General features: G+C 71.9%; 20 protein-coding genes. 14 read left to right on the top strand and 6 right to left on the bottom strand.

The genetic code is table 11. The annotated features are described in order from the left end of the window. Positions 1-24: 24 nt before the first annotated feature. On the bottom strand, positions 25-1,587 hold the full coding sequence (locus ACIRJT_RS19075) for a fused MFS/spermidine synthase (protein WP_403910643.1): 1,563 nt from the start codon (positions 1,585-1,587) through the stop codon (positions 25-27). A 249-nt stretch (positions 1,588-1,836) separates the two neighbouring features. Between ACIRJT_RS19075 and ACIRJT_RS19070 the strand changes: the two genes are divergently transcribed. Then, positions 1,837-3,198, top strand: a complete 1,362-nt coding sequence (locus tag ACIRJT_RS19070; protein ID WP_403910641.1) for an NAD(P)/FAD-dependent oxidoreductase — start codon at positions 1,837-1,839, stop codon at positions 3,196-3,198. Positions 3,199-3,244: 46 nt separating this feature from the next. Here the strand turns inward: ACIRJT_RS19070 and ACIRJT_RS19065 are convergent, their stop codons facing one another. Together ACIRJT_RS19065 and ACIRJT_RS19060 are read right to left on the bottom strand one after the other, a co-directional pair. Next, positions 3,245-4,780, bottom strand: coding sequence for an ATP-dependent DNA ligase (locus ACIRJT_RS19065; RefSeq protein ID WP_403910639.1), 1,536 nt, complete (start codon positions 4,778-4,780; stop codon positions 3,245-3,247). 56 nt (positions 4,781-4,836) lie between these two features. Next, a complete protein-coding gene (locus tag ACIRJT_RS19060; RefSeq protein ID WP_403910637.1) occupies positions 4,837-5,628 on the bottom strand; it encodes a metal-dependent hydrolase in 792 nt (263 codons plus the stop codon). A 138-nt stretch (positions 5,629-5,766) separates the two neighbouring features. On the opposite strand from ACIRJT_RS19060, the gene ACIRJT_RS19055 reads away from it, so the two are divergent. After that, positions 5,767-8,280, top strand: coding sequence for a DEAD/DEAH box helicase (locus tag ACIRJT_RS19055; protein ID WP_403910635.1), 2,514 nt, complete (start codon positions 5,767-5,769; stop codon positions 8,278-8,280). 34 nt (positions 8,281-8,314) lie between these two features. Beyond that, complete coding sequence (locus ACIRJT_RS19050) at positions 8,315-9,190, top strand: acyl-CoA thioesterase (protein ID WP_398601720.1); 876 nt, start codon at positions 8,315-8,317, stop codon at positions 9,188-9,190. 10 nt (positions 9,191-9,200) lie between these two features. On the opposite strand, the gene ACIRJT_RS19045 is transcribed toward ACIRJT_RS19050, so the two are convergent. Beyond that, complete coding sequence (locus ACIRJT_RS19045) at positions 9,201-9,455, bottom strand: DUF6011 domain-containing protein (protein WP_403910633.1); 255 nt, start codon at positions 9,453-9,455, stop codon at positions 9,201-9,203. 256 nt (positions 9,456-9,711) lie between these two features. On the opposite strand from ACIRJT_RS19045, the gene ACIRJT_RS19040 reads away from it, so the two are divergent. From ACIRJT_RS19040 to ACIRJT_RS19020, 5 genes are all read left to right on the top strand, one after another. After that, entirely contained in the window at positions 9,712-10,677 is a 966-nt protein-coding gene (locus ACIRJT_RS19040) for a DUF389 domain-containing protein (RefSeq protein WP_403910631.1), read from the top strand. 43 nt (positions 10,678-10,720) lie between these two features. Further along, positions 10,721-12,172, top strand: coding sequence for a DUF2252 domain-containing protein (locus ACIRJT_RS19035; RefSeq protein ID WP_403910629.1), 1,452 nt, complete (start codon positions 10,721-10,723; stop codon positions 12,170-12,172). A 133-nt stretch (positions 12,173-12,305) separates the two neighbouring features. Further along, on the top strand, positions 12,306-13,643 hold the full coding sequence (locus tag ACIRJT_RS19030) for a chloride channel protein (protein WP_403910627.1): 1,338 nt from the start codon (positions 12,306-12,308) through the stop codon (positions 13,641-13,643). Between the two features lie 165 nt (positions 13,644-13,808). Then, positions 13,809-14,333 carry a GNAT family N-acetyltransferase gene (locus tag ACIRJT_RS19025; protein WP_403910625.1) on the top strand — a complete coding sequence of 175 codons (525 nt, stop codon included), beginning with the start codon at positions 13,809-13,811 and terminating at the stop codon, positions 14,331-14,333. Between the two features lie 50 nt (positions 14,334-14,383). Beyond that, positions 14,384-14,872 carry a glutathione peroxidase gene (locus ACIRJT_RS19020; RefSeq protein WP_403910623.1) on the top strand — a complete coding sequence of 163 codons (489 nt, stop codon included), beginning with the start codon at positions 14,384-14,386 and terminating at the stop codon, positions 14,870-14,872. Positions 14,873-14,939: 67 nt separating this feature from the next. Here ACIRJT_RS19020 and ACIRJT_RS19015 read toward each other — a convergent pair whose 3' ends face one another. Continuing rightward, on the bottom strand, positions 14,940-16,166 hold the full coding sequence (locus ACIRJT_RS19015) for an acyl-CoA dehydrogenase family protein (RefSeq protein ID WP_403910621.1): 1,227 nt from the start codon (positions 16,164-16,166) through the stop codon (positions 14,940-14,942). A 188-nt stretch (positions 16,167-16,354) separates the two neighbouring features. Between ACIRJT_RS19015 and ACIRJT_RS19010 the strand changes: the two genes are divergently transcribed. Further along, positions 16,355-17,011 carry a TetR family transcriptional regulator gene (locus ACIRJT_RS19010; protein ID WP_215102158.1) on the top strand — a complete coding sequence of 219 codons (657 nt, stop codon included), beginning with the start codon at positions 16,355-16,357 and terminating at the stop codon, positions 17,009-17,011. Between the two features lie 36 nt (positions 17,012-17,047). On the opposite strand, the gene def is transcribed toward ACIRJT_RS19010, so the two are convergent. Further along, complete coding sequence (gene def, locus ACIRJT_RS19005; RefSeq protein ID WP_403910619.1) at positions 17,048-17,593, bottom strand: peptide deformylase; 546 nt, start codon at positions 17,591-17,593, stop codon at positions 17,048-17,050. Positions 17,594-17,707: 114 nt separating this feature from the next. Between def and ACIRJT_RS19000 the strand changes: the two genes are divergently transcribed. The 5 genes from ACIRJT_RS19000 (at position 17,708) to ACIRJT_RS18980 (ending at position 22,205) form a co-directional block, all read left to right on the top strand. After that, the gene (locus tag ACIRJT_RS19000; RefSeq protein ID WP_403910617.1) at positions 17,708-18,946 is read left to right on the top strand and encodes a MurT ligase domain-containing protein; all 1,239 of its coding nucleotides are present in this window, start codon (positions 17,708-17,710) and stop codon (positions 18,944-18,946) included. A 34-nt stretch (positions 18,947-18,980) separates the two neighbouring features. Beyond that, positions 18,981-19,706: a type 1 glutamine amidotransferase gene (locus ACIRJT_RS18995; protein ID WP_403910615.1), complete on the top strand. Its 726-nt coding sequence runs from the start codon at positions 18,981-18,983 to the stop codon at positions 19,704-19,706. Between the two features lie 175 nt (positions 19,707-19,881). Further along, the gene (locus tag ACIRJT_RS18990) at positions 19,882-20,907 is read left to right on the top strand and encodes a 6-phosphofructokinase (RefSeq protein WP_003970624.1); all 1,026 of its coding nucleotides are present in this window, start codon (positions 19,882-19,884) and stop codon (positions 20,905-20,907) included. A gap of 122 nt (positions 20,908-21,029) precedes the next feature. Then, positions 21,030-21,980, top strand: a complete 951-nt coding sequence (locus ACIRJT_RS18985; RefSeq protein ID WP_403910613.1) for a cytochrome c oxidase assembly protein — start codon at positions 21,030-21,032, stop codon at positions 21,978-21,980. A 66-nt stretch (positions 21,981-22,046) separates the two neighbouring features. Further along, entirely contained in the window at positions 22,047-22,205 is a 159-nt protein-coding gene (locus ACIRJT_RS18980; RefSeq protein ID WP_107500125.1) for a hypothetical protein, read from the top strand. Positions 22,206-22,408: the final 203 nt, after the last annotated feature.

Raw genomic sequence — 22,408 nt, 5'->3', positions numbered from 1 at the left:
GCCGCCCGGCGGACGGCCCGGGAGTCACCGGGCCGTCCGCGAACGGTCGGGCTGGAGGAGCTGGTCGACGGGCGCGTGGTCGTCGGTGAGCACCCTGGCTTCACCGGTCCAGGAGGCGAGATCGCCGCCGGTGGTGATCTTCCAGCCGACGTCCCTGGCGTCCAGGGCTTCCTGGATCGCGGGGGCGTCGACGGGACGGCCGGAGGCGACCACCACCAGGTTGCCGCCCACGGTGGACGCGGTCGGGTCCAGCCCGATGTCCGCGGGCTTCCCGAGGAGGGCGACGTGCTCGAAGGTCGCTGTGAGGGTGGCGACCTCGGCGCGGGCGAAGGCCAGCTCGCCGTGGTCGATGAGGTTGGCGACGTACAGGCCGTCCTCGTCGAGCGCCCGGCGGACGTCTCCCAGCGCCTGTGACGTCGTGAGGTGCCACGGCACGCTGACGCCTCCGAAGGCGTCGCCCACGACCAGGTCGTGGCTGCCCGCGTCCAGCCTGCGCAGGCCCAGTCTGCCGTCCTCCACGCGTACGTCGATGTCCGTGGTGTTCGACGGCCCCAGGCCGAATCGGTCACGGTCGATGCGCACGACTCCGCCGTCGATCTCGGAGACGAGACTGCGGGTCCCGGGGCGTGTGGCCGCGAGGTAGCGGGGGAAGGTGAGGCCGCCGCCCCCGATGTGGTGGGCGGTCAGCGGCTCGCCCCCGGGGAAGGCGGTGTCGACCACCGAGGCGATGGCGCGCACGTACGCGAACTTCAGGTACGTCGGGTCCTCGACGTCGACGTAGGAGTGGCTCAGGCCGTCGAGAACGAGGGTGCGGCCGCTGTCCCGTTCGGGGTCCGCGACGACCTGTGCGCAGTGGTACCGGGTCTCCGCGTCACAGCCGCCGGGGGCGAACGCGGTGGCGAGGGAGCCCACGACGACGGTGGCGAGCGCGACGGCCGAGGCGCGCCGCCGACGGCGGGCCCGCCATCCGACGAGCGCGGCGCCGAGCACGAGCAGCGTGCCGAGGCCGATCAGGATGGAGCTGACGGGCAGTCGTGAGACCAGGACGAACCCGGTGAGGACGGTGCCGACGATGGCGCCGAAGGTGCCCACGCCCGACAGCCGCCCGACGACCGTCCCGGTCTCGGCGAGGCTGGTGAGCCGCAGCTTCGTCACGAACGGGGTCACCGCGGAGAGCAGCGCGCCGGGCACCAGGAGAGTCGCCGAGGCGACCAGCAGGAGCAGCGCCGGCGACCACTGGGCGGTGGTACGCAGCAGGAGCGGGGTGAGCGCGACGACCACGCCCGACACCCCGAGCGCCGGGGAGATGAGCCGGTGCGGGTCGACCTGGTCCGCGATGCGCCCGCCCAGCCAGGAACCCAGCGCGATGGCGGTGAGGGCGATACCGATCACCATCGTGCTGGTTTCCAGGGTGAGGCCGAGATACGGGGCCAGCAGCCGCAGGGCGACGATCTCGACCACCAGGACCGCGGCCGATGATCCGAACACGAGGACCGCGGCGGCGCGGGAGCCCAGGCCGCGGTCGCGGGGCGGATCGTCCGCCAGGGGGGAGTCGTCGGCCACGGGCGAGGGGGGCGAGGTGGTCACCGCAGCATCCTCGCACGGGGCGCGGCTGCCGAACTCCCGCTGTTCCGGAGGGAGGAGGGATCGGCCGTACGGGCCCCGAGGTCCACCGGCCGCGGGCGCCGCCGGTCACTTTGCCCCCGTGGGCGGGCCCCCGTTCACCCCTGTCAGGAGGCGGATGCCGGGGCGTCCGGTTAAGGATGAGAGGTGAATCACCCGGTAAACGGGGCAGGCGAGCGCAGAACCACGCAAGCCCGAGAAGGGACGCAGACCGTGGCACCACCCAGGATTCTCGTCGTCGGCGCCGGATTCGCAGGCGTCGAGTGCGTACGCCGTCTGGAGCGCAGGCTCGCTCCGGGAGAGGCCCAGATCACGCTCGTCACGCCGTTCTCCTACCAGTTGTATCTGCCGTTGCTCCCCCAGGTGGCCTCCGGGGTGCTCACACCGCAGTCCGTCGCGGTGTCGCTGCGCCGCAGCCGCCGCCACCGTACGAGGATCGTGCCGGGCGGGGCGATCGGTGTGGACGCGCAGGCGAAGGTCTGCGTGATCCGGAAGATCACGGACGAGATCGTGAACGAACCGTACGACTACATCGTGCTGGCCGCGGGCAGCGTCACCCGGACCTTCGACATCCCGGGGCTGCTGGACAACGCCCGTGGGATGAAGACGCTGGCCGAGGCCGCGTACGTCCGGGACCACGTCATCGCCCAACTGGATCTGGCGGACGCCAGTCACGACGAGGCCGAGCGGGCCTCCCGGCTCCAGTTCGTGGTGGTCGGCGGCGGTTACGCGGGCACGGAGACGGCCGCCTGCCTCCAGCGGCTGACCACCAGCGCGGTCCGGCACTATCCGCGGCTGGACGCGCGGCTGATCAAGTGGCATCTGATCGACATCGCGCCCAAGCTGATGCCGGAGCTGGGCGACAAGCTGGGGCAGGCCGCCCTGGAGGTGCTCCGCAAGCGGAACATCGAGGTGTCGCTCGGGGTCTCGATCGCGAAGGCGGGGCCGGAGGAGGTCACGTTCACCGACGGCCGGGTGCTGCCCTGCCGGACCCTGATCTGGACCGCCGGAGTGGCCGCCAGCCCGCTGATCGCCACCCTCGGCGCGGAGACCGTACGCGGTCGGCTCGCGGTCACCCCGCAGCTGAACCTGCCGGGCGCGGACGGGGTGTTCTCGCTCGGCGACGCGGCCGCGGTGCCCGACCTGGCGAAGGGCGACGGTGCGGTCTGCCCGCCCACCGCACAGCACGCGATGCGCCAGGGCAGGGTGCTGGCGGACAATCTGATCGCCTCGCTGCGCCATCAGCCGCTCAAGGACTACGTGCACAAGGATCTGGGGCTCGTCGTGGACCTCGGCGGCAAGGACGCCGTGTCCAAGCCGCTGGGGATCGAGCTGCGTGGGCTGCCCGCGCAGGCGGTGGCGCGCGGCTACCACTGGTCGGCGCTGCGGACGAACGTCGCCAAGACCCGGGTGATGACGAACTGGATGCTGAACGCGGTCGCCGGTGACGACTTCGTGCGGACCGGGTTCCAGTCCCGCAAGCCGGCGACGCTGCGGGACTTCGAGTACACGGACGTCTATCTGACGCCGGAGCAGATCAGGGAGCACACGGCGGCGACGGTCATCAAGCACTGAGCGGCCACGCACCGTCCGAGCGCGTCCCGGGTTCCCCGGGGCGCGCTCACGGCTGCCGGGAGAGAACCGTCTCCACCGTGTCCGCGTCCTGCGCCGTCTTGTCCTCCCGGTAGCGCAGGACGCGGGCGAACCGGAGGGTGACCCCGGCGGGGTAGCGGGTGGAGCGCTGGAGTCCGTCGTAGGCGATCTCCACGACGAGTTCCGGGCGTACGGTGACGACATGGCCGTCGTCGTCGGTCGCCAGCTCCCCCAGCCGCTCGGTCTGCCAGTCCAGCAGGGCGTCCGTGAGGCCCTTGAAGGTCTTGCCGAGCATCGCGAACGTGCCGTCGGGCCGACGAGCCCCCAGGTGCAGGTTGGAGAGCTTTCCGGTGCGCCGGCCGCTGCCCCGCTCCACGGCCAGGACCACCAGGTCCAAGGTGTGCACGGGCTTCACCTTCAGCCAGGACGCGCCCCGGCGGCCCGCGCTGTAGGCGGCGGCCAGGTCCTTGACGACGACTCCCTCGTGACCGCGCTCCAGGGTGTCGGCGAGGAACGCGCCGGCCGCCGCGCGGGCCTCGGGGTCGTCCGGATCGGCGACGAGGGTGCGGCGGACCCGCAGGCTCTCGGGGAGCAGCCGGGCCAGGGCCGCGTGGCGGTCGGCGAAGGGCCGGTCGAGCAGGTCCTCGTCATCCACGAGGAGGGCGTCGAAGAAGACGGGGACGACGGGCACGTGTGCCGCGGCCGCGGCCACGTCCCGCCGCGAGCCCACCCGGGAGGCGGTCTCCTGGAAGGGCCGGGGCCTGCCGTCCTCCCCCAGGGCGATCAGCTCGCCGTCGAGGACGAAGCGGCGCGCGTCGAGCGCGGCGACGGCGGTGACCAGTTCGGGCAGCCGGTCGGTGATGTCGTCGAGGGTCCGGGTGTAGGCCCGGACCCGGTCGCCGTCCCGGTGGACCTGCACCCGGATGCCGTCGAGCTTCTCCTCGACCGCGCACGGGCCCAGCCTGTCGAGGGCCTCGCCCACCGAGGAGGCGCTCCGCGCGAGCATCGGCTGGACGGGCCGCCCGAGGGTGAGGCGGAAGGCCGCGAGCGCGCCGGGCCCTTCCGCGAGGAGGACGCGGGCGACGTCCTGGAGCGATCCGGCGAGCATCACGGCGCGCCGGACGTCGGCGGGCGGTGCTCCGGCGGCGTGGGCCAGGGCGTCGGCGGCGACGGCGTCCAGGGCCCCTTGGCGTACCTCGCCGGTGAGCAGGGCCCGCAGGAAGCGCTGCTCGTCGGCGGTGGCGGCGGCGAACAGGGCGTGCAGGCGCTCGCGGCGCAAGGCCTGGGATCCCGGGCCGGAGGTGGCGGCCAGGGCGGTCAGCTCGGTGTCGACGCCGGTGACGGTGAGCGTGGGCTCGGTGGCGGGTTCCACGGGGTCCCCGAGGCTCCGCCAACCGACGCCGACGCGGCCCTGGGGCAGCCGTCCGGCGAGGTACGGGATGACGACGGGGACGTCCTCGGGGCCGGCGTTCCGGAAGAGGTCGGCGAGGAGCGCCGTCTTGCGGGACCGGGCGGAGGTGGCGGCGACCTCCAGGGACACCTGGGCGAGCTCGGCGAGCAGCATGCCGCCATCGTGCTACGGGGCGGGGCGCCCCGCCCGCCCGCGCGAGCGCCGGCCGGTCATATGAAGTTGAGGGCGGCGGCCCCGCCCACTCCCCCGAGCACCATGAACGCGGGCATCAGCACCTTGATCTCCACCCAGCTGCCGGCCCGGAACCGCATGAACTTCGGAGGGCCGAGCGGGTACCAGCGCTTCCCGGCGATCGGGAGCGGCCACAGGATCGGGCACCCCGAGACGGTCAACGCGTCCCCGATGTCGTGGACCAGGGCGCCGAGCACGATGGGCAGGCCGAGCCACATGTACTCCTGCCCGGGGGCGTCGAAGAGCCAGCCGGCCCCGTTGCCCGGCTGGTCCAGGACACCGGCGAGGATCCAGGCGCTGGTGGCGCCGAGCAGCCAGACCAGGACGTCGCTGGAGACCCGGGCCGCCCGCCAGAGCAGGCCTTCGACGGCGAGCACCAGATGGACGAAGAGGATCGCGAGGACCGCCCAGCGCCCGCCGGTGACCGCGGCGAAGGAGCAGCCGGCACCCATCATGACGGCGAAGAACCAGGTGTGGGTGAGGGTGCGGTGTCCGCCGGTGCGACGGGGGTCGGCCTTGCTCTTGGTGGCCTTGTAGACGGCGTACGAGAGCTTGTCGGCTATCTCGCAGAGCCCCTTGGAGAGCGGGCCGAAGGCGCGCGAGATGGTCGCGGACTTGTGGTCGAGGTCGGGGGCGAGCGCGGCTCCCGCGCAGATCAGCGCCCCGACGACGAGGACGGGCCAGGGCATCGTGTGGCCGGTGGCGGCCGCCGCCGCGCCCACCCCCAGCCAGGCCGCTGCCCCTGACAGGGAGTGTGCCGGTCCCATCATGGTCTTTTCCCGCCCCCAGCGCTTCGTACGCCCATCACCGGTACGGCGCGGGCAGGTTGAGACCGCAGCGTATCGTCCGTGATCTTCGTGCCGTCCGCCGGTTCCCTCATCCGGGCCGAAGACAGGCAAGATGGGGGCGTGACCCTCATCGACCAGCTGCCTAAGACCCCCGACCCGGACGCCCTCTTCGAGGCCTTCTCGTCATGGACCGAGACCCAGGGCATCACCCTTTATCCGGCTCAGGAGGAGGCGCTGATCGAGGTGGTCTCCGGGGCGAACGTGATCCTTTCCACCCCGACCGGCTCCGGGAAGAGCCTGGTGGCGGCCGCCGCGCACTTCACGGCGCTGGCGCAGGACAAGGTCACCTTCTACACGGCGCCGATCAAGGCGCTGGTGTCGGAGAAGTTCTTCGACCTGTGCAAGCTCTTCGGCACCGAGAACGTCGGCATGCTCACCGGCGACGCCTCGGTCAACGCGGACGCCCCGGTGATCTGCTGCACGGCCGAGGTGCTGGCCTCCATCGCACTGCGCGACGGCAAGTACGCCGACATCGGCCAGGTCGTGATGGACGAGTTCCACTTCTACGCGGAGCCGGACCGGGGCTGGGCGTGGCAGATCCCGCTGCTGGAGCTGCCGCAGGCCCAGTTCGTGCTGATGTCGGCGACGCTCGGCGACGTCGCGATGTTCGAGAAGGACCTGACCCGGCGTACCGGCCGGCCCACCTCCGTGGTGCGCTCCGCGACCCGTCCGGTGCCGCTCAGCTACGAATACCGCTTCACGCCGATCACCGAGACGCTGACCGAGCTGCTGGACACCCGGCAGTCGCCGGTCTACATCGTGCACTTCACGCAGGCGGCGGCCGTCGAGCGGGCACAGTCGCTGATGAGCATCAACATGTGCACGAAGGAGGAGAAGGAGAAGATCGCCGACATGATCGGCGGCTTCCGCTTCACCACCAAGTTCGGCCAGAACCTCTCCCGTTACGTGCGCCACGGCATCGGGGTGCACCACGCGGGGATGCTGCCCAAGTACCGCCGATTGGTGGAGAAGCTGGCCCAGGCGGGTCTGCTGAAGGTGATCTGCGGGACGGACACACTCGGCGTCGGCGTCAACGTGCCGATCCGTACGGTGCTGTTCACGGCGCTCACCAAGTACGACGGCACCCGGGTGCGGACCCTGCGCGCGCGGGAGTTCCACCAGATCGCGGGCCGGGCCGGGCGGGCCGGGTTCGACACGGCCGGCTTCGTCGTGGCGCAGGCGCCCGAGCACGTCATCGAGAACGAGAAGAACGTCAAGAAGGCGGGCGACGACCCGAAGAAGAAGCGCAAGGTGGTCCGCAAGAAGGCCCCGGAGGGCTTCGTCGCCTGGTCCGAGACCACCTTCGACAAGCTGATCACCTCGGATCCCGAGCCGCTGAGCTCCCGCTTCCGGGTCACCCACACCATGCTGCTCGCGGTCATCGCCCGGCCGGGCAACGCGTTCGAGGCGATGCGGCATCTGCTGGAGGACAACCACGAGCCGCGCCGGGCGCAGCTGCGGCACATCCGGCGGGCCATCGCCATCTACCGCTCGCTGCTGGACGGCGGGGTGGTGGAGCGGTTGGAGACGCCGGACGCCGAGGGCCGGATCGTCCGGCTGACGGTCGATCTCCAGCAGGACTTCGCACTGAACCAGCCGCTCTCCACGTTCGCGCTGGCCGCGTTCGACCTGCTGGACGCCGAATCCCCTTCGTACGCACTGGACATGGTCTCGGTCGTCGAGTCGACGCTGGACGATCCCCGGCAGATCCTGGCCGCCCAGCAGAACAAGGCGCGCGGCGAGGCCGTGGGGCAGATGAAGGCGGACGGGGTCGAGTACGAGGAGCGGATGGAACTGCTCCAGGAGGTCACGTACCCGAAGCCGCTGAGCGAGCTGCTGTGGCACGCCTATGACGTGTACCGCACGAGCCACCCGTGGGTGAACGACCACCCGGTGTCGCCGAAGTCGGTGATCCGGGACATGTTCGAGCGGGCCATGACCTTCACGGAGTTCACCTCGCACTACGAGCTGGCCCGTACCGAGGGCATCGTGCTGCGGTATCTGGCGAGCGCGTACAAGGCGCTGGAACACACGATCCCGGACGACGTGAAGTCGGAGGACCTCCAGGACCTGATCTCCTGGCTCGGCGAGATGGTGCGCCAGGTGGACTCCAGTCTGCTGGACGAGTGGGAACAGCTGGCCAACCCCGAGGTGGAGACCGCCGAGCAGGCCCAGGAGAAGGCGGACGAGGTCAAGCCGGTCACGGCGAACACCCGCGCCTTCCGCGTACTGGTGCGCAACGCGATGTTCCGCCGGGTGGAGCTGGCCGCGCTGGACCGGGCCGGTGCTCTGGGCGAGCTGGACGGCGACTCCGGATGGGACGAGGACGCCTGGGGCGAGGCCCTGGACGCGTACTGGGACGCGCACGAGGAGATCGGAACCGGTCCGGACGCGCGCGGGCCGAAGCTGCTGAAGATCGAGGAGGACCCCGCGCACGGGCTGTGGCGGGTCTGGCAGGCCTTCGCCGACCCGGCGGGCGATCACGACTGGGGCATCAAGGCCGAGGTGGATCTCGCGGCGTCCGACGAGGAGGGCCGGGCGATCGTCCGGGTCACCGAGGTCGGCCAGCTGTGAGACGCCCCCTGGCACTGAAGTGGAGAGGTACGGCATGACGAATCCGGCCGAGCGCCTGGTCGACCTTCTCGACCTGGAGCGGATCGAGGTCAACATCTTCCGGGGCCGCAGCCCGGAGGAGTCCCTGCAACGGGTCTTCGGGGGGCAGGTCGCGGGCCAGGCACTGGTGGCGGCGGGCCGGACCACCGACGGGGACCGGCCGGTGCACTCGCTGCACGCCTATTTCCTGCGGCCGGGCCGTCCCGGGGTGCCGATCGTGTACCAGGTGGAGCGGGTGCGGGACGGCCGGTCGTTCACCACCCGGCGGGTGACGGCGGTCCAGGAGGGGCGGACGATCTTCAATCTGACGGCGTCGTTCCACCGCCCCGAGGAGGCGGGCTTCGAGCACCAGTTGCCGCCGGCCCGGATCGTCCCGGACCCGGAGGAGCTGCCGACGGTGGCCGAGGAGGTGCGCGAGCACCTGGGCGTACTGCCGGAGGCGCTGGAGCGGATGGCCCGGCGGCAGCCCTTCGACATCCGCTACGTCGACCGGCTGCGCTGGACGAAGGACGAGATCAAGGACGCCGATCCGCGGAGCGCGGTGTGGATGCGGGCGGTGGGCCCGCTGGGCGACGACCCGCTGGTGCACACCTGCGCGCTGACGTACGCGAGCGACATGACGCTGCTGGACGCGGTCCGCATCCCGGTGGAGCCGCTGTGGGGTCCGCGCGGCTTCGACATGGCCTCGCTGGACCACGCGATGTGGTTCCACCGGCCGTTCCGGGCGGACGAGTGGTTCCTGTACGACCAGGAGTCGCCGATCGCCACGGGCGGCCGGGGGCTGGCGCGGGGCCGGATCTACGACCGCTCGGGTCAGCTGCTGGTGTCGGTGGTGCAGGAGGGGCTGTTCCGGCGGCTGACGAGCGACTAGAGCACCCTGTCTACGTGCCGGGCAGCGGGTCCTGGTCGACCTCGTGGCGGCGGGTGCGGATGTCCGGCGGCGCCGGGTGCAGCTTGGCGTCGCAGGACGGTCCGAGGCCGGCCCGGCGCGAGTCGGTCCCGGTGAGGGGCCGGCCGCAGAGGCGGCAGCGGACGAGGCGGCGGCCCCGGTGCTGCTCGCCTTCGGCGTCGGGGTCCCGGGCGACGGCTCCGGCGGCACCGGGCAGCGGTTCGGGAAAGGCGTCGGGAATCTTCACACACCGATCCTGCCAGTACGGCGTCGCGGCCGCCCGCGAGGTCCGGTGCGGCTCAGGGACGGTCACGCTCCCGGTCGGGCCCGGTCCCCTCACTGTGCGGCACGCCCGCCCCGGGCAGGCGGCACGCGTCCGGGCGCCGGGACCGGCACCCGGTTTGCCGAACGGGGCCGGGCCCGCGTTACTGGAGTGAGCCCCCGGGGCCACCGTCCGGGTGGAGAGCCGTGCGACGGGGCCGGGAGCCGCCGGAGGTGCCGGGATGGACATGATCCACATCCGCGCGGTGAGCCCGCCGGACCTGACCGACGAGGTCGTCGGCCTGCTCTCGGGCGACCCCTGCGTGCTCAACCTCATCGTCCAGCGCGACGCCGCACGCCGTCCCGACGGCGACTCCATCGCCTGCGACGTGCTGGCGGGGGCGGCGAACGACGTGCTGCACCGCCTGCTCGACGTCCACCTCGACCAGCTGGGCACGCTGGTCATCGAACCGGTCGACACGGCCTTTCCCGGCAGGCCCTCCGAGGAGGGGCTGCGCGAGCTGGGGCCGCTGAGCCGGGCGCCGGTCTGGGAGCAGGTCGAGGCGCGCATCAGGTCCGGCGGGCGGTACCCGCCGAGCTTCTTCCTCTATCTGGTCGTCGCCGGGCTGATCGGTTCGGTCGGCATCGTCACCAACTCGCAGATCCTGATCGTGGCGGCGATGGTCGTCGGGCCGGAGTACGGCGCCATCGTCAGCGTGGCGCTGGGGATCGACCGGGGCCATCGGGCCATGGTGCGCGGCGGGCTGGCCGCCCTGGGCTCCGGTTTTCTCCTGACCATGGTCCTCACCTTCCTCTTCGCCCTCCTCATCCGCGGTTTCGGGCTGCAGTCGGAGGCCTTCGACCGGGGGTTGCGCCCCGTCTCCAACCTCATCAACACGCCGAACTTCTTCTCGGTCGCCGTAGCGACCCTGGCCGGGATCGTCGGGATCGTGTCGCTCACCGAGGCCAGGACCAGCGCCCTGCTCGGCGTGTTCATCTCCGTGACGACGATCCCGGCCGCGGCGGACATCGCCGTCTCCACGGCGTTCACCAGCTGGTCCGACGTGCGGGGATCGGCAATCCAGCTCGTGGTGAACATCCTGGTGCTGATCGTGGTGGGCACGGCCACGCTCAAGGCGCAGCGGGCGATCTGGCAACGGGTCGGACACCGGCGTGACCGTGACCGCCGGCTCGCCGAAGAGGACTGACGGACTGCCGAAGAGATCCGACGAACTCCGGAAGGGGCACCTCATGGACCGGGAAGCCGTGGCGCCGCTGCGCGCCGCACCTCACGCGACGCCGGCCGAACGGGCGGCACTCGGCAGGGCCGCCCGGCGGGACGCTCCCCGGTCGAGCCATGCGGAGTTCACGGCGTCACCGCGACGCCCCGACCCGCTGACCGTCCTCGAAGCGCAGTCCGCGGACCGGGTTCCCGAGCTGGTCCCGATCCGCTACGCACGGATGACCGAGTCCCCGTTCCGCTTCTACCGGGGCGCGGCCGCCCTGATGGCCGCCGATCTGGCGGGCACCCCGGACTCGGGGATCCGGGCGCAGCTGTGCGGTGACGCCCATCTGCTGAACTTCCGGCTGCTGGCCTCTCCCGAGCGGAATCTGCTCTTCGACATCAACGACTTCGACGAGACGCTGCCGGGCCCCTGGGAGTGGGACGTCAAACGGCTGGCGGCCAGCCTCGTCATCGCGGGGCGGGCGAACGGCTTCACGCACCGGGAGCGCGCCGGGATCGTGCGGGCCGCGGTGCGCTCGTACCGGGAGGCGATGGCCCGGTTCGCCGGGATGCGCAATCTGGAGGTGTGGTACGCGAGGACCGACGCCGAGCGGCTGCGCACGGTGGCCGCGGAGCGGTTGGACGGGCGGGGCCGCAGGAACGTCGACCGGGCGCTGGGCAAGGCCCGCTCCCGGGACAGCCGGCAGGCCCTCGGCAAGCTCGCCGAGGTGGTCGACGGGCGGCTGCGGATCGCCGCGGACCCGCCGATGGTCGTCCCGCTCACCGATCTGCTGCCCGGGGTGGAGCGGGAGGCGCTGTACCGGGAGTTCCGGACCATGGTGGCGGGTTACGCCCACAGTCTGGTGCCCGACCGGCGCAGTCTCCTCGAGGACTTCACGCTGGTGGACGTGGCCCGCAAGGTCGTCGGTGTGGGCAGTGTCGGCACCCGGTGCTGGATCATCCTGCTGCTCGGCCGGGACGGCGGGGATCCGCTCCTCCTCCAGGCCAAGGAGGCGGGCCCCTCGGTGCTGGCCGAGCACGCCGGGGCGAGCCGGTACGCCAACCAGGGCGAGCGGGTGGTCGCGGGGCAGCGCCTGATGCAGGCATCCAGCGACATCTTCCTCGGCTGGGAGCGGGCCGAGGGCATCGACGGCCGGAGCCGGGACTTCTACGTGCGCCAGTTGCGCGACTGGAAGGGCATCGCCGAGCCGGAGTCGATGGTGCCGGAGGGGATGCGCGCGTTCGGCGAGGTGTGCGGCGCCACGCTGGCCCGCGCCCACGCGAGGTCCGGGGACCGGATCGCCATCGCCGGCTACCTCGGGCGGGGGGACGTCCTCGACCGGGCGATCGCCACGTTCGCGGAGTCGTACGCGGACCGCAACGAGCTCGATCACCGGGCGCTGGTCGACGCGGTGGCCTCGAGGCGGCTGCCGGCAGACGTCCCGGGCGGCGGCGCGCTTCCGGGGCCGGGCGGCTGACCTTCCGCACCGAAGGGGGTGTCCCCGGCGGTGGCCGGGCGCCCGGTCCGCCGGTGCGTGGTATCCCGGCGTGAACCCGTGGGGACCCGCCCCCTTCCCGTCCCGATGATCGTCACGCCGAGGAGTTCGACCTATGCCGGCCACGTCTCCGGGCACACCCGTCGCAGCGCCGGAGGGCTCGTACGCGGCGGTCCGCACGCGGAGGTACGCGGGGCTGCTGCTGACGGCGGCCGTTCTCGGGGTGCCGGTCTCCGCGGTCGCGTTCGGTTTCCTGGCCCTGGTCTCGGAGCTCCAGTCGCTGACGTACACGGAGCTTCCGCGGGCGATGGGCTTCGAGGAGACGCCGTCGTGGTGGCCCGTGCCGCTGCTCGGCGTCGCGGGTCTCCTGGTCGGCCTCACCGTCCGCCGGCTGCCGGGCGGGGGCGGACACCGGCCGGCGGACGGGATGGTGTCCACCGGCGCCCCGGCCGCGGCGGACCTGCCCGGCATCGTCCTGGCGGCGCTGGTCTCGCTGGGCGTGGGCGCCGTGCTGGGGCCGGAGGCGCCCCTGATCGCGCTGGGCGGCGGGCTGGCCGTCTGGGCGGCGGGGCGCGTCAAACGGGACCTGACGCCACAGGGGCGGTCCCTGGTCGGTGCCTCGGGGAGCTTCGCCGCGGTGAGCGCCCTGCTGGGATCCCCGCTGCTGGGCGCGTTCCTGCTGATGGAGGTGTCGGGGCTGGCCGGGCCGATGCTGGGTGTGGTGCTCGTTCCCGGGCTGCTCTCCGCGGGGATCGGCGCGCTGATCTTCACGGGGCTGGGTTCCTGGACGGGTCTGGGGACCTACTCGCTGGCGTTGGGCGAGGTGCCGTCGGCGGCGGCCCCCGACGTCGCGGGGTTCGGGTGGGCGCTGGCTCTCGGTGTCGCGGCCGCCTTCGCGGGCGCGGGCATCCGCCGGCTCTCGGTGGCGCTCCAGGAGCGTGTGGAGCGGCGGACGGCGGTGGCCACGGCGGTGATGGGGCTGGTCGTCGGCGGGCTCGCGCTGGTGTACGCCGAGACGTCCGGCAAGGACGGCTCCGAGGTGCTGTACTCGGGCGAGCACGAGTTGGGCCATCTCCTGTCCGGGAGCGCGGGGTACTCGGTCGGTGCGCTGGTCCTGCTCATCGTCTGCAAGTCGCTGGCCTACTGCGCGTCCTTGAGCTGTTTCCGGGGCGGCCCTGTCTTCCCCGCGATGTTCGTGGGCGCGGTGGGGGGCGTCGCGCTGTCCCACCTGCCGGGCCTGGATCTCACGGCGGGGTTCGCGATGGGCGTCGGGGCCATGTGCGTGGCGATGCTGCGGCTGCCGATGACCTCGGTGCTCCTGGCGACGCTCCTGCTGGGCAAGGAGGGGCTCACCGTGATGCCCCTGGTGATCGTGGCGGTGGTGGTGGCGTACGTGGTCACCCTCCGGTTGACGCCGGCTCCGATGGCCGGAACGCGGCCGGAAACCGGGTGACCTCACCCGTGCCCGGTGTCGGGCGGCGCATCCGGGTAGGGGATGGACGGCGCCGCGGGGCATGGCATCGCCGGGATGACGCACCCGTGCACCCTGGTGGGAACAGCCTCCGCCGCGAGCCGTACGGTTCCTCCCGACCCCTGCCCCGTGAAAGGACCCCCGCGCATGACCGAGATCGTCCACGTGTCCGCCCCCGAGCTGGTCACGTACGCCGACGAGCTGGCCGGCCTCCTGGCCGAGACCGTCGACGAGGGGTCCTCGGTGGGCTTCCTCGCCCCGTTGGACCGGGAGACGGCCGCCGCCTGGTGGCGTGAGCGGGCCGCGGACCTGGAGACGGGGCGGGTCGGCATCTGGATCGCCCGCGAGGGCGGGCGGGTCTCGGGGACGATCGCCCTGGTCCGCGCTCCGCTGCCGAACGCCCGGCACCGCGCGGAGGTCGCCAAGCTGATGGTCCGGCCCTCCGCGCGAGGCCAGGGGCTCGGCGGGGCGCTGCTGTCCGCGGTCGAGGCGTACGCGGCGACCGAGGGCATCACGCTGCTGATCCTGGACACCGAGAGCGGCAGCCTGGCCGAGCAGGTCTACCGCAAGGCGGGCTGGACGAAGGTCGGGAGCGTACCGGGATACGCGGCGGATCCGGCGGGCAGCCTCAAGCCGACCACTTTCTACTACAAGGAGCTCGCCGCTCCGTGAGCGGCGAGCGGCACCATGGGCACCACCACGCAATGATCAGGGAGAGTTTCATGACGCTGCACGACATTCCGCTGCGCACCCTCGCGGGCGAGCCGACCACGCTGGGCGCCTACAGCGGCCGGGCCGTCCTCCTGGTGAACGTGGCCTCCAAGTGCGGGCTCACCCCGCAGTACGAGGGCCTGGAGCGGTTGCAGCAGAACTACGGGGACCGGGGCCTGACCGTGCTCGGTGTCCCGTGCAACCAGTTCGCCGGCCAGGAGCCGGGCAGCGCGGAGGAGATCCAGAGCTTCTGCTCGACGACGTACGGGGTCACCTTCCCGCTGCTGGAGAAGATCGACGTCAACGGAGCGGACCGGCACCCGCTGTACGTGGAGCTGACGAAGCTGGCGGACGCGGACGGGGAGGCCGGGGACATCCAGTGGAACTTCGAGAAGTTCCTCATCTCGCCGGCCGGTGAGCCCGTCGCCCGGCTCCGGCCGGGCTCCGAGCCCGAGGCCACGGAGGTCGTGGCGGCGATCGAGGCGCAGCTGCCCGGCTGAGCATGCCGGAAGAGGGCGGTCCGGTACGCGTGTCCCGGACCGCCCCCTTCCCCGTCGCCTGCGGAAGCTAGCGGATCGGCATGCCCGACAGCGTGCGGGCGATCACCAGGCGCTGGATCTCGCTGGTGCCCTCGAAGATGGTGTAGATCGCCGCGTCGCGGTGCATGCGCTCGACCGGATACTCACGGGTGAAGCCGTTGCCGCCGAGGATCTGGATCGCCTGCGCGGTGACGTCCCGGGCGGTCTCGCTCGCGTACAGCTTGGACATGGAGCCCTCGGCCGAGGTGAACGGCTTGCCGGTGGTGGCCATCCAGGAGGCGCGCCACACCAGCAGCCGGGCGGCGTCGATCCGGGTGCGCATGTCGGCGAGCTGGAAGGCGATGCCCTGGTTGTCGATGATCGGGCGACCGAACTGGCTGCGGGTCTTCGCGTAGTCGAGCGCGACCTCGTAGGCGGCGCGGGCGGTGCCCACGGCCATCGCGCCGACGGCCGGGCGGGACGCCTCGAAGGTGGCCATCGCCGCGTTCTTGACCCGCTCGCCGCCGGACCTGGCGCGCTCCCGGGCGCGGGCGAGGCGCTCGTCGAGCTTCTCCTTGCCGCCGAGCAGGCAGTGTCCGGGGACGCGGACGTCCTCCAGGACCACCTCGGCGGTGTGCGAGGCGCGGATGCCGTGCTTCTTGAACTTCTGGCCCTGGGAGAGGCCGGGGGTGTTCGGCGGCACGATGAAGGAGGCGTGGCCCTTGGAGCCGATGCCGGGGTCGACGACGGCGACGACGACGTGCACATTGGCTATGCCGCCGTTGGTCGCCCAGGTCTTGGTGCCGTTGAGGACCCACTCGTCCTTGGCCTCGTCGTAGACGGCCCGGGTGCGCATCGAGGCGACGTCGGATCCGGCGTCGGGCTCGGACGAGCAGAACGCGGCGACCTTCACGTCGTCGGCGTCGCCGTACATCTGCGGGATCCAGGTGCCGACCTGTTCCTCGGTGCCGTTGGCGAGGACACCGACGGCCGCCAGGCCCGTACCGACGATCGACAGGGCGATGCCCGCGTCGCCCCAGAAGAGCTCTTCCATGGCCATGGGGATACCGAGACCCGTAGGGTCGAAGAACTGCTGGGCGTAGAAGTCCAGGGAGTAGATGCCGACCTTGGCCGCTTCCTGGATGACGGGCCAGGGCGTTTCCTCACGCTCGTCCCACTCCGAGGCGGCGGGGCGGATGACATCCGCCGCGAAGCCGTGGAGCCACTCCTTGACCTGCTTCTGGTCGTCGTTGAGCTCAAGCGTGAACTCGGCCATGTTTCCCCTCCAGGCACTGCGGCGAAAACCATGCGTTACTCGCGGTAACCACAGTCTGTTACCGACAAGTAGGTACTGTCAACCGCCACGGAGCCGATCAGGCGCCCGCCCTGCGGAGTGTTACGTTGCGCGGGCGCGCAGAGGCGATGCGACGGCATCGCGTGGCCAGGGGTGGGAGAAGAGACGACATGGAGACCGCACGAAGCGCCGAGCGACAGCGGACCGCGGCCGAGCGCCGTCGCCGCGAGTTGCTGGAAGCGGCGGACCGGGTGGTACTCAGGGACGGACCGCAGGCCTCGATGAACGCCATCGCCGCCGAGGCCGGGATCACCAAACCCATCCTCTACCGCCACTTCGGGGACAAGGGCGGCCTCTACCGCGCCCTCGCCAAGCGCCACACCGACGCGCTGCTCAGCGCCCTGCGGGCCGCCCTGGACGCGCCCGCGGACCGGCGTGAGCGGGTGGAGTCGACGCTCGACACCTATCTCGCCGCGATCGAGGCCCGCCCCCAGGTCTACCGCTTCCTGATGCACCCGTCCGACAGCGCCGACGCCACCCCCTCCCCCGAGCAGGGCTTCGACGTCGGCCGGCACTCCGCCCCACTGCTGCGCCGCCTCGGCGAGGAACTGGGCCAGGTGATCGCCGAGCGCGTCGACCTGGGCCCGGACAGCGAGCAGATGGCCCGCATCTGGGGGCACGGGATCGTCGGCATGATGCACGCGGCGGGCGACTGGTGGCTCGGCGACCGGCCGTGCTCCCGCGAACGGCTGGTGAGCAGCCTCGCCGATCTGCTGTGGGGCAGGCTCGCGGAGGCGGGCGACCTCCAGGGCGGCCCGGGGTTCTGACCCGCTCCGGAGGCCGGGCCCGGGAACCCGGCGCGCTCAGTCCCCGCGCGCCCAGGGTGCACGACGCGCCGCACGCAGCGCCCGGGTGCGCCGCAGCCCGGTCAGCCGGTCGGTGTAGACCGTGCCCGCCAGGTGGTCGCACTCGTGCTGGAGGCACCGGGCGAACCATCCCGTCCCGGCGATCCGGACCGGCTCGCCGGTCATCGTGAGCCCCTCGACGACCGCGTGGTCGAAGCGATCCGTGCCCGCTTCCAGACCGGGAAGTGACAGACAGCCCTCCGGTCCGCGTACGGTGAGTCCGTCCGCCTCGACCAGTTCGGGATTGACCACGTGTCCCAGATGGCGGACATCGTCGTCGTCCGGACAGTCGTAGACGAACACCTTGAGCGGGACGCCGACCTGGTTGGCGGCGAGCCCGACACCCTGCGCGGCGTACATCGTCGCGAACATGTCCTCGACCAGCCGCGCCAGCGACGGGCCGAAGTCCGTGACGTCCTCGCAGGCGCGGTGGAGCAACGGGTCGCCGAGCAGACTCATCTCACGGACGAGTCCGGAACTGCCGGGGATCGGGCGGTTTCGCATGGCGGCAAGGTTACGTTCCACCGGGGCCGGGGAGTTCCCGTGGTGCCGCGGTGCGGTCGCCACGCCGGACATCGATAGGCTGGGCGCGGACCGATGCAAGGAGGATCTAGGACGATGGCAGGCAACACGGAGCCGTTGTCGCCGCGGGCCAAACTGGCCGTGACGGCGGGCAAGGCCGCGGCGGCGGTGTCACGTGCCGCGGGGCGGGGCAGCGGATCGGTGATCGGCGGCCGGGTGGCGCTCAAACTCGACCCCGACCTGCTGGGGCGGCTGGCGCAGCACCTGGACGTGATCCTCGTGTCGGCGACGAACGGCAAGACGACCACCACGCGGCTGATCGCCGAGGCGCTGCGGGCCGCCGGGCCCGTCGTGTCGAACGCGCTCGGCGCGAACATGCCCGCGGGCATCACCTCGGCGCTGGCCGGCGGCTCGGACGCGAAGTTCGGCGTGATCGAGGTCGACGAGAAGTATCTGGCGGGTGTCGCGCGCGACACCACGCCGAAGGCGATCGCCCTGCTCAACCTCTCGCGCGACCAGCTGGACCGCGCGGCGGAGACCCGGATGATGGCCGAGCACTGGCGCGAGGGCCTCTCCGGCTCGAAGGCCGTGGTCATCGCGAACGCGGACGACCCGCTGGTCGTCTGGGCGGCCTCCTCCTCGCCCAACGTGGTGTGGGTGGCGGCCGGCCAGGCGTGGAAGGACGACGCCTGGTCCTGCCCGTCCTGCGGCGGTGTGATGCAGCGCCCGGGCGACGACTGGTTCTGCGGGCAGTGCGGCTTCCGCCGCCCCGCCCCGAGCTGGGCTTTGAGCGGCGACTACGTCCTGGACCCGCACGGTTCGGCGTGGCCGATCCACCTCCAGCTGCCCGGCCGGGCGAACAAGGCGAACGCCACCAGCTCCGCCGCCGTCGCCGCCGTCTTCGGCGTGCCGCCGCAGGTCGCGCTGGAGCGGATGTACCAGGTGCAGGCGGTGGCCGGACGCTATGACGTCGTCACCTTCCAGAACCGTGAGCTGCGTCTGCTGCTGGCGAAGAACCCGGCCGGCTGGCTGGAGACGTTCTCGCTGATCGACCCGCCGCCGACGCCGGTGATCCTCTCGGTGAACGCGCGCGGCGCGGACGGCACGGACACCTCCTGGCTGTGGGACGTGGACTACACGCAGCTGGCGGGTCACCCGATCTTCGTGCTCGGCGACCGGAAGCTGGACCTGGCGGTCCGCCTCGAAGTGGCCGGTCTCGACTTCCGGGTCTGCGAGACGCTCGACGAGGCCGTGAGTTACGCACCGCCCGGCCGCATCGAGGTCATCGCCAACTACACCGCCTTCCAGGATCTGCGCCGTCGTGTCGGCAACTGACCCCGGCCCCGGCCACCTCCGGAGAGGACGAAGCATGAACAACGGTCTGCGTCTGGTCTGGGTCTACCCCGACCTGCTCAGCACCTACGGCGACCAGGGCAACGCCCTGGTCGTGGAGCGGCGTGCCCGGCAGCGCGGTCTGGACGTTCAGCGCGTCGACGTGCGCAGCGACCAGCCGGTGCCGACGTCCGGCGACATCTATCTGATCGGCGGCGGTGAGGACCGTCCGCAGCGCCTCGCGGCCGAGCGGCTGCGCCGCGACGGCGGGCTGAGCCGGGCAGCGTCCAACGGCGCGATCATCTTCTCGGTCTGCGCGGGCTACCAGATCCTCGGGCACGAGTTCGTCAACGACCTCGGCGAGCGCGAGGCCGGTCTCGGTCTGCTCGACGTGGTCTCCACCCGCGGCGAGGGCGCGCGGTGCGTCGGCGACGTACTGGCGGACATCGACCCGCACCTCGGGCTGCCGCCGCTGACCGGGTTCGAGAACCACCAGGGCGTCACCCATCTCGGCCCGACGGCACGGCCGTTCGCCCGGGTGCAGTTCGGCCGGGGCAACGGCACCGGGGACGGCACGGAGGGCGCGTACAACGACACGGTCTTCGGGACGTACATGCACGGCCCCGTGATGGCCCGCAACCCGCAGATCGCCGATCTGCTGCTGAAGCTGGCCCTCGACGTGAACGCGCTGCCGCCCACCGACGACCGCTGGTACGACGCGCTGCGCGCCGAGCGGATCGCCTCGGCGACCCAGCCCGCATGAGGCACTTTCCGCTCGCCTGAGCGGTGTCCGCCTGAGGTGTTTTCCGCTCGGTTGAGCGCAGTCCAGCAGGCGGACGGCCGGTTCGGTCCCGCCACCCTGCGCCGGTAGGGTGGCGGGGATCCAACCGGACGACGTGGTCCGGTCGTCGACTCAACGTTGCAAAGGTTCCCGGGCCATGCGCATTGGCGTACTCACCTCCGGCGGCGACTGCCCCGGCCTCAACGCCGTCATCCGTTCCGTCGTGCACCGCGCGGTGGTGGACCACGGCGACGAGGTCATCGGCTTCCACGACGGCTGGAAGGGCCTGCTGGAGTGCGACTACCGCAAGCTCGACCTTGACGCGGTGGGCGGCATCCTGGCCCGCGGCGGCACGATCCTCGGTTCCTCCCGGGTCCAGCCCGCACATCTGCGCGACGGCGTGGAGCGCGCCCGCGGCCATGTCGCGGACCTCGGTCTGGACGCCATCATCCCGATCGGCGGCGAGGGCACCCTCAAGGCCGCGAACCTCCTCTCCGAGGCCGGTCTCCCGATCGTCGGCGTCCCCAAGACCATCGACAACGACATCGCCTCCACCGACGTCACCTTCGGCTTCGACACCGCCGTCGGCGTCGCCACCGAGGCCCTGGACCGGCTGAAGACCACCGCCGAGTCGCACCAGCGGGTGCTGATCGTCGAGGTCATGGGCCGTCACACCGGCTGGATCGCCCTGCACTCCGGCATGGCCGCCGGCGCCCACGCCATCGTGGTGCCCGAGCGCCCCTTCGACATCGACGAGCTGACCGAGCTGGTCGGCAAGCGCTTCTCGGCGGGCAAGAAGTTCGCCATCGTGGTGGTCGCCGAGGGCGCCAAGCCGCGCGAGGGCTCCATGCAGTTCGAGCAGGGCGTCAAGGACATCTACGGTCACGAGCGGTTCGCCGGGGTGGCCACCCAGCTCTCCGGGGAGCTGGAGCAGCGGCTCGGCAAGGAGGCCCGCCCGGTCATCCTCGGGCACGTCCAGCGGGGCGGCACGCCCACCGCGTACGACCGGGTCCTGGCGACCCGGTTCGGCTGGCACGCGGTGGAGGCGGCGCACCGGGGCGAGTTCGGGATGCTGACCGCGCTGCGCGGCACCGACATCGTGATGGTGCCGCTGGGCGAGGCCGTCGAGACGCTGAAGACGGTCCCCGCCGAGCGGTACGCCGAGGCGGAGTGCGTGCTCTAGAACACCTTGTCAGGACACGTCGTCCAGAACTGCCCCCGGCCGCAACCGCGGCCGGGGGCAGTTCTACTCTGGACCGGACAACCGGCACGAAACGGGGACGTGTCCCCATCGGGAGTGAACAGATGGATCACAGCGGGCACGGCATGAACATGGATCTGCCGCCGTTCACGCTGGGGCGGGGGCTGGAGCTCTCCGTCGACCCGTTCTTCCTGACCGGCTGCGTCCTGGCGCTCGCCCTGTACGGGTACGGCGTGGTGCGGCTGCGTCGGCGCGGGGACGGCTGGCCGGTGAACCGGATCGTGTTCTTCACCGTGGGCGTGCTGAGCATCGCGCTGGTGATGTGCACCAAGCTCAACGACTACGGCATGGTCATGTTCAGCGTGCACATGGTGCAGCACATGGTGATCAGCATGCTGTCGCCGATCCTGCTCCTGCTGGGCGCCCCGGTGACGCTGGCGCTGCGTGCGCTGCCGCCGGCCGCGCGGGGGCGGACCGGTCCGCGCGAGCTGCTGCTGAAGCTGCTGCACAGCCGGTACATGAAGATCATCTCGCATCCGGTGTTCACGATCCCGCTGTTCATCGCGAGCCTCTACGCGCTGTACTTCACGCCGATCTTCGACTTCCTGATGAGCACGAAGCCGGGCCACATCGGGATGATGGTGCACTTCCTCGCGGTCGGACTGGTCTTCTTCTGGCCGATCATGGGCGTGGACCCGGGTCCGCACCGGCCCGGCTATCTGATGCGGATGCTGGAGCTGTTCGCCGGGATGCCGTTCCACGCGTTCTTCGGGATCGCCCTGATGATGGCGTCGACGCCGATGGTGAAGACGTACGAGAACCCGCCGGCCTCACTCGGCATCGACGCCCTGAGCGACCAGAACTGGGCGGGCGGCATCGCGTGGGCGTTCAGCGAGATCCCCTCGGTGCTGGTGCTGATCGCGCTGGTCTTCCAGTGGTACCGCTCCGAGCAGCGCACCGCCCGGCGCACGGACCGGGCGGCGGACCGCGACGGCGACAAGGAGCTGGCGGCGTACAACGCCTATCTCGCGTCTTTGCAGGCGCGCGGACAGTAGCGCGGAGGGCGCATACGGGGTGACCATGGGGACAACGGCCGCGCGGCCGACGAGGAGCGTGCGCGCATGTCCGGATCGACGAAGACCATGGGATACATGACCGGCGGGGCCCTGATCGCGGTGACCGCGTACACGGTGGCGCTGGGAAGCAGCGGCTGGCTCTGGTTCGGCTGGGTGGTGCTGGGACTGTGCACCCTCGGCATGCTGGCCACGCAGGACTCCTGAGCCTGCCGGGACGGTCCCCGGCAGCGGGTGAGCACGCCTGACGGGCCCGGAGGCGGGTACGAGCCGGGAGACCGGTTCGCTACGGTCGCCCGGTGGTGGGGGGGGGGGGGCCGGGGGGCCCCCCCCCCCCCCCCCCGCGGGGTACCCCCCCCCCCCCCCCCCCCAAAACCCCCCCCCCCCCCCCCCCCCCCCCACGGGACCCC

Source organism: Streptomyces sp. NPDC102283 (assembly GCF_044766265.1).
Taxonomy (GTDB): Bacteria; Actinomycetota; Actinomycetes; order Streptomycetales; family Streptomycetaceae; genus Streptomyces.
This window is presented reverse-complemented; position numbering and strand designations above follow the sequence as displayed.

Excerpts from the sequence above, each read along its gene's own strand:
- ACIRJT_RS19050 (WP_398601720.1), top strand. The coding sequence starts at position 8,315 with ATGACGAATCCGGCCGAGCGCCTGGTCGACCTTCTCGACCTGGAGCGG.
- ACIRJT_RS19025 (WP_403910625.1), top strand. The coding sequence starts at position 13,809 with ATGACCGAGATCGTCCACGTGTCCGCCCCCGAGCTGGTCACGTACGCC.
- ACIRJT_RS19065 (WP_403910639.1), bottom strand. The coding sequence starts at position 4,780 with ATGCTGCTCGCCGAGCTCGCCCAGGTGTCCCTGGAGGTCGCCGCCACC.
- ACIRJT_RS19020 (WP_403910623.1), top strand. The coding sequence starts at position 14,384 with ATGACGCTGCACGACATTCCGCTGCGCACCCTCGCGGGCGAGCCGACC.
- ACIRJT_RS19000 (WP_403910617.1), top strand. The coding sequence starts at position 17,708 with ATGGCAGGCAACACGGAGCCGTTGTCGCCGCGGGCCAAACTGGCCGTG.
- ACIRJT_RS19035 (WP_403910629.1), top strand. The coding sequence starts at position 10,721 with ATGGACCGGGAAGCCGTGGCGCCGCTGCGCGCCGCACCTCACGCGACG.
- ACIRJT_RS19015 (WP_403910621.1), bottom strand. The coding sequence starts at position 16,166 with ATGGCCGAGTTCACGCTTGAGCTCAACGACGACCAGAAGCAGGTCAAG.
- ACIRJT_RS19040 (WP_403910631.1), top strand. The coding sequence starts at position 9,712 with ATGGACATGATCCACATCCGCGCGGTGAGCCCGCCGGACCTGACCGAC.
- ACIRJT_RS18980 (WP_107500125.1), top strand. The coding sequence starts at position 22,047 with ATGTCCGGATCGACGAAGACCATGGGATACATGACCGGCGGGGCCCTG.
- ACIRJT_RS19060 (WP_403910637.1), bottom strand. The coding sequence starts at position 5,628 with ATGATGGGACCGGCACACTCCCTGTCAGGGGCAGCGGCCTGGCTGGGG.
- ACIRJT_RS18985 (WP_403910613.1), top strand. The coding sequence starts at position 21,030 with ATGGATCACAGCGGGCACGGCATGAACATGGATCTGCCGCCGTTCACG.
- ACIRJT_RS18995 (WP_403910615.1), top strand. The coding sequence starts at position 18,981 with ATGAACAACGGTCTGCGTCTGGTCTGGGTCTACCCCGACCTGCTCAGC.
- ACIRJT_RS19010 (WP_215102158.1), top strand. The coding sequence starts at position 16,355 with ATGGAGACCGCACGAAGCGCCGAGCGACAGCGGACCGCGGCCGAGCGC.
- def (WP_403910619.1), bottom strand. The coding sequence starts at position 17,593 with ATGCGAAACCGCCCGATCCCCGGCAGTTCCGGACTCGTCCGTGAGATG.
- ACIRJT_RS18990 (WP_003970624.1), top strand. The coding sequence starts at position 19,882 with ATGCGCATTGGCGTACTCACCTCCGGCGGCGACTGCCCCGGCCTCAAC.
- ACIRJT_RS19030 (WP_403910627.1), top strand. The coding sequence starts at position 12,306 with ATGCCGGCCACGTCTCCGGGCACACCCGTCGCAGCGCCGGAGGGCTCG.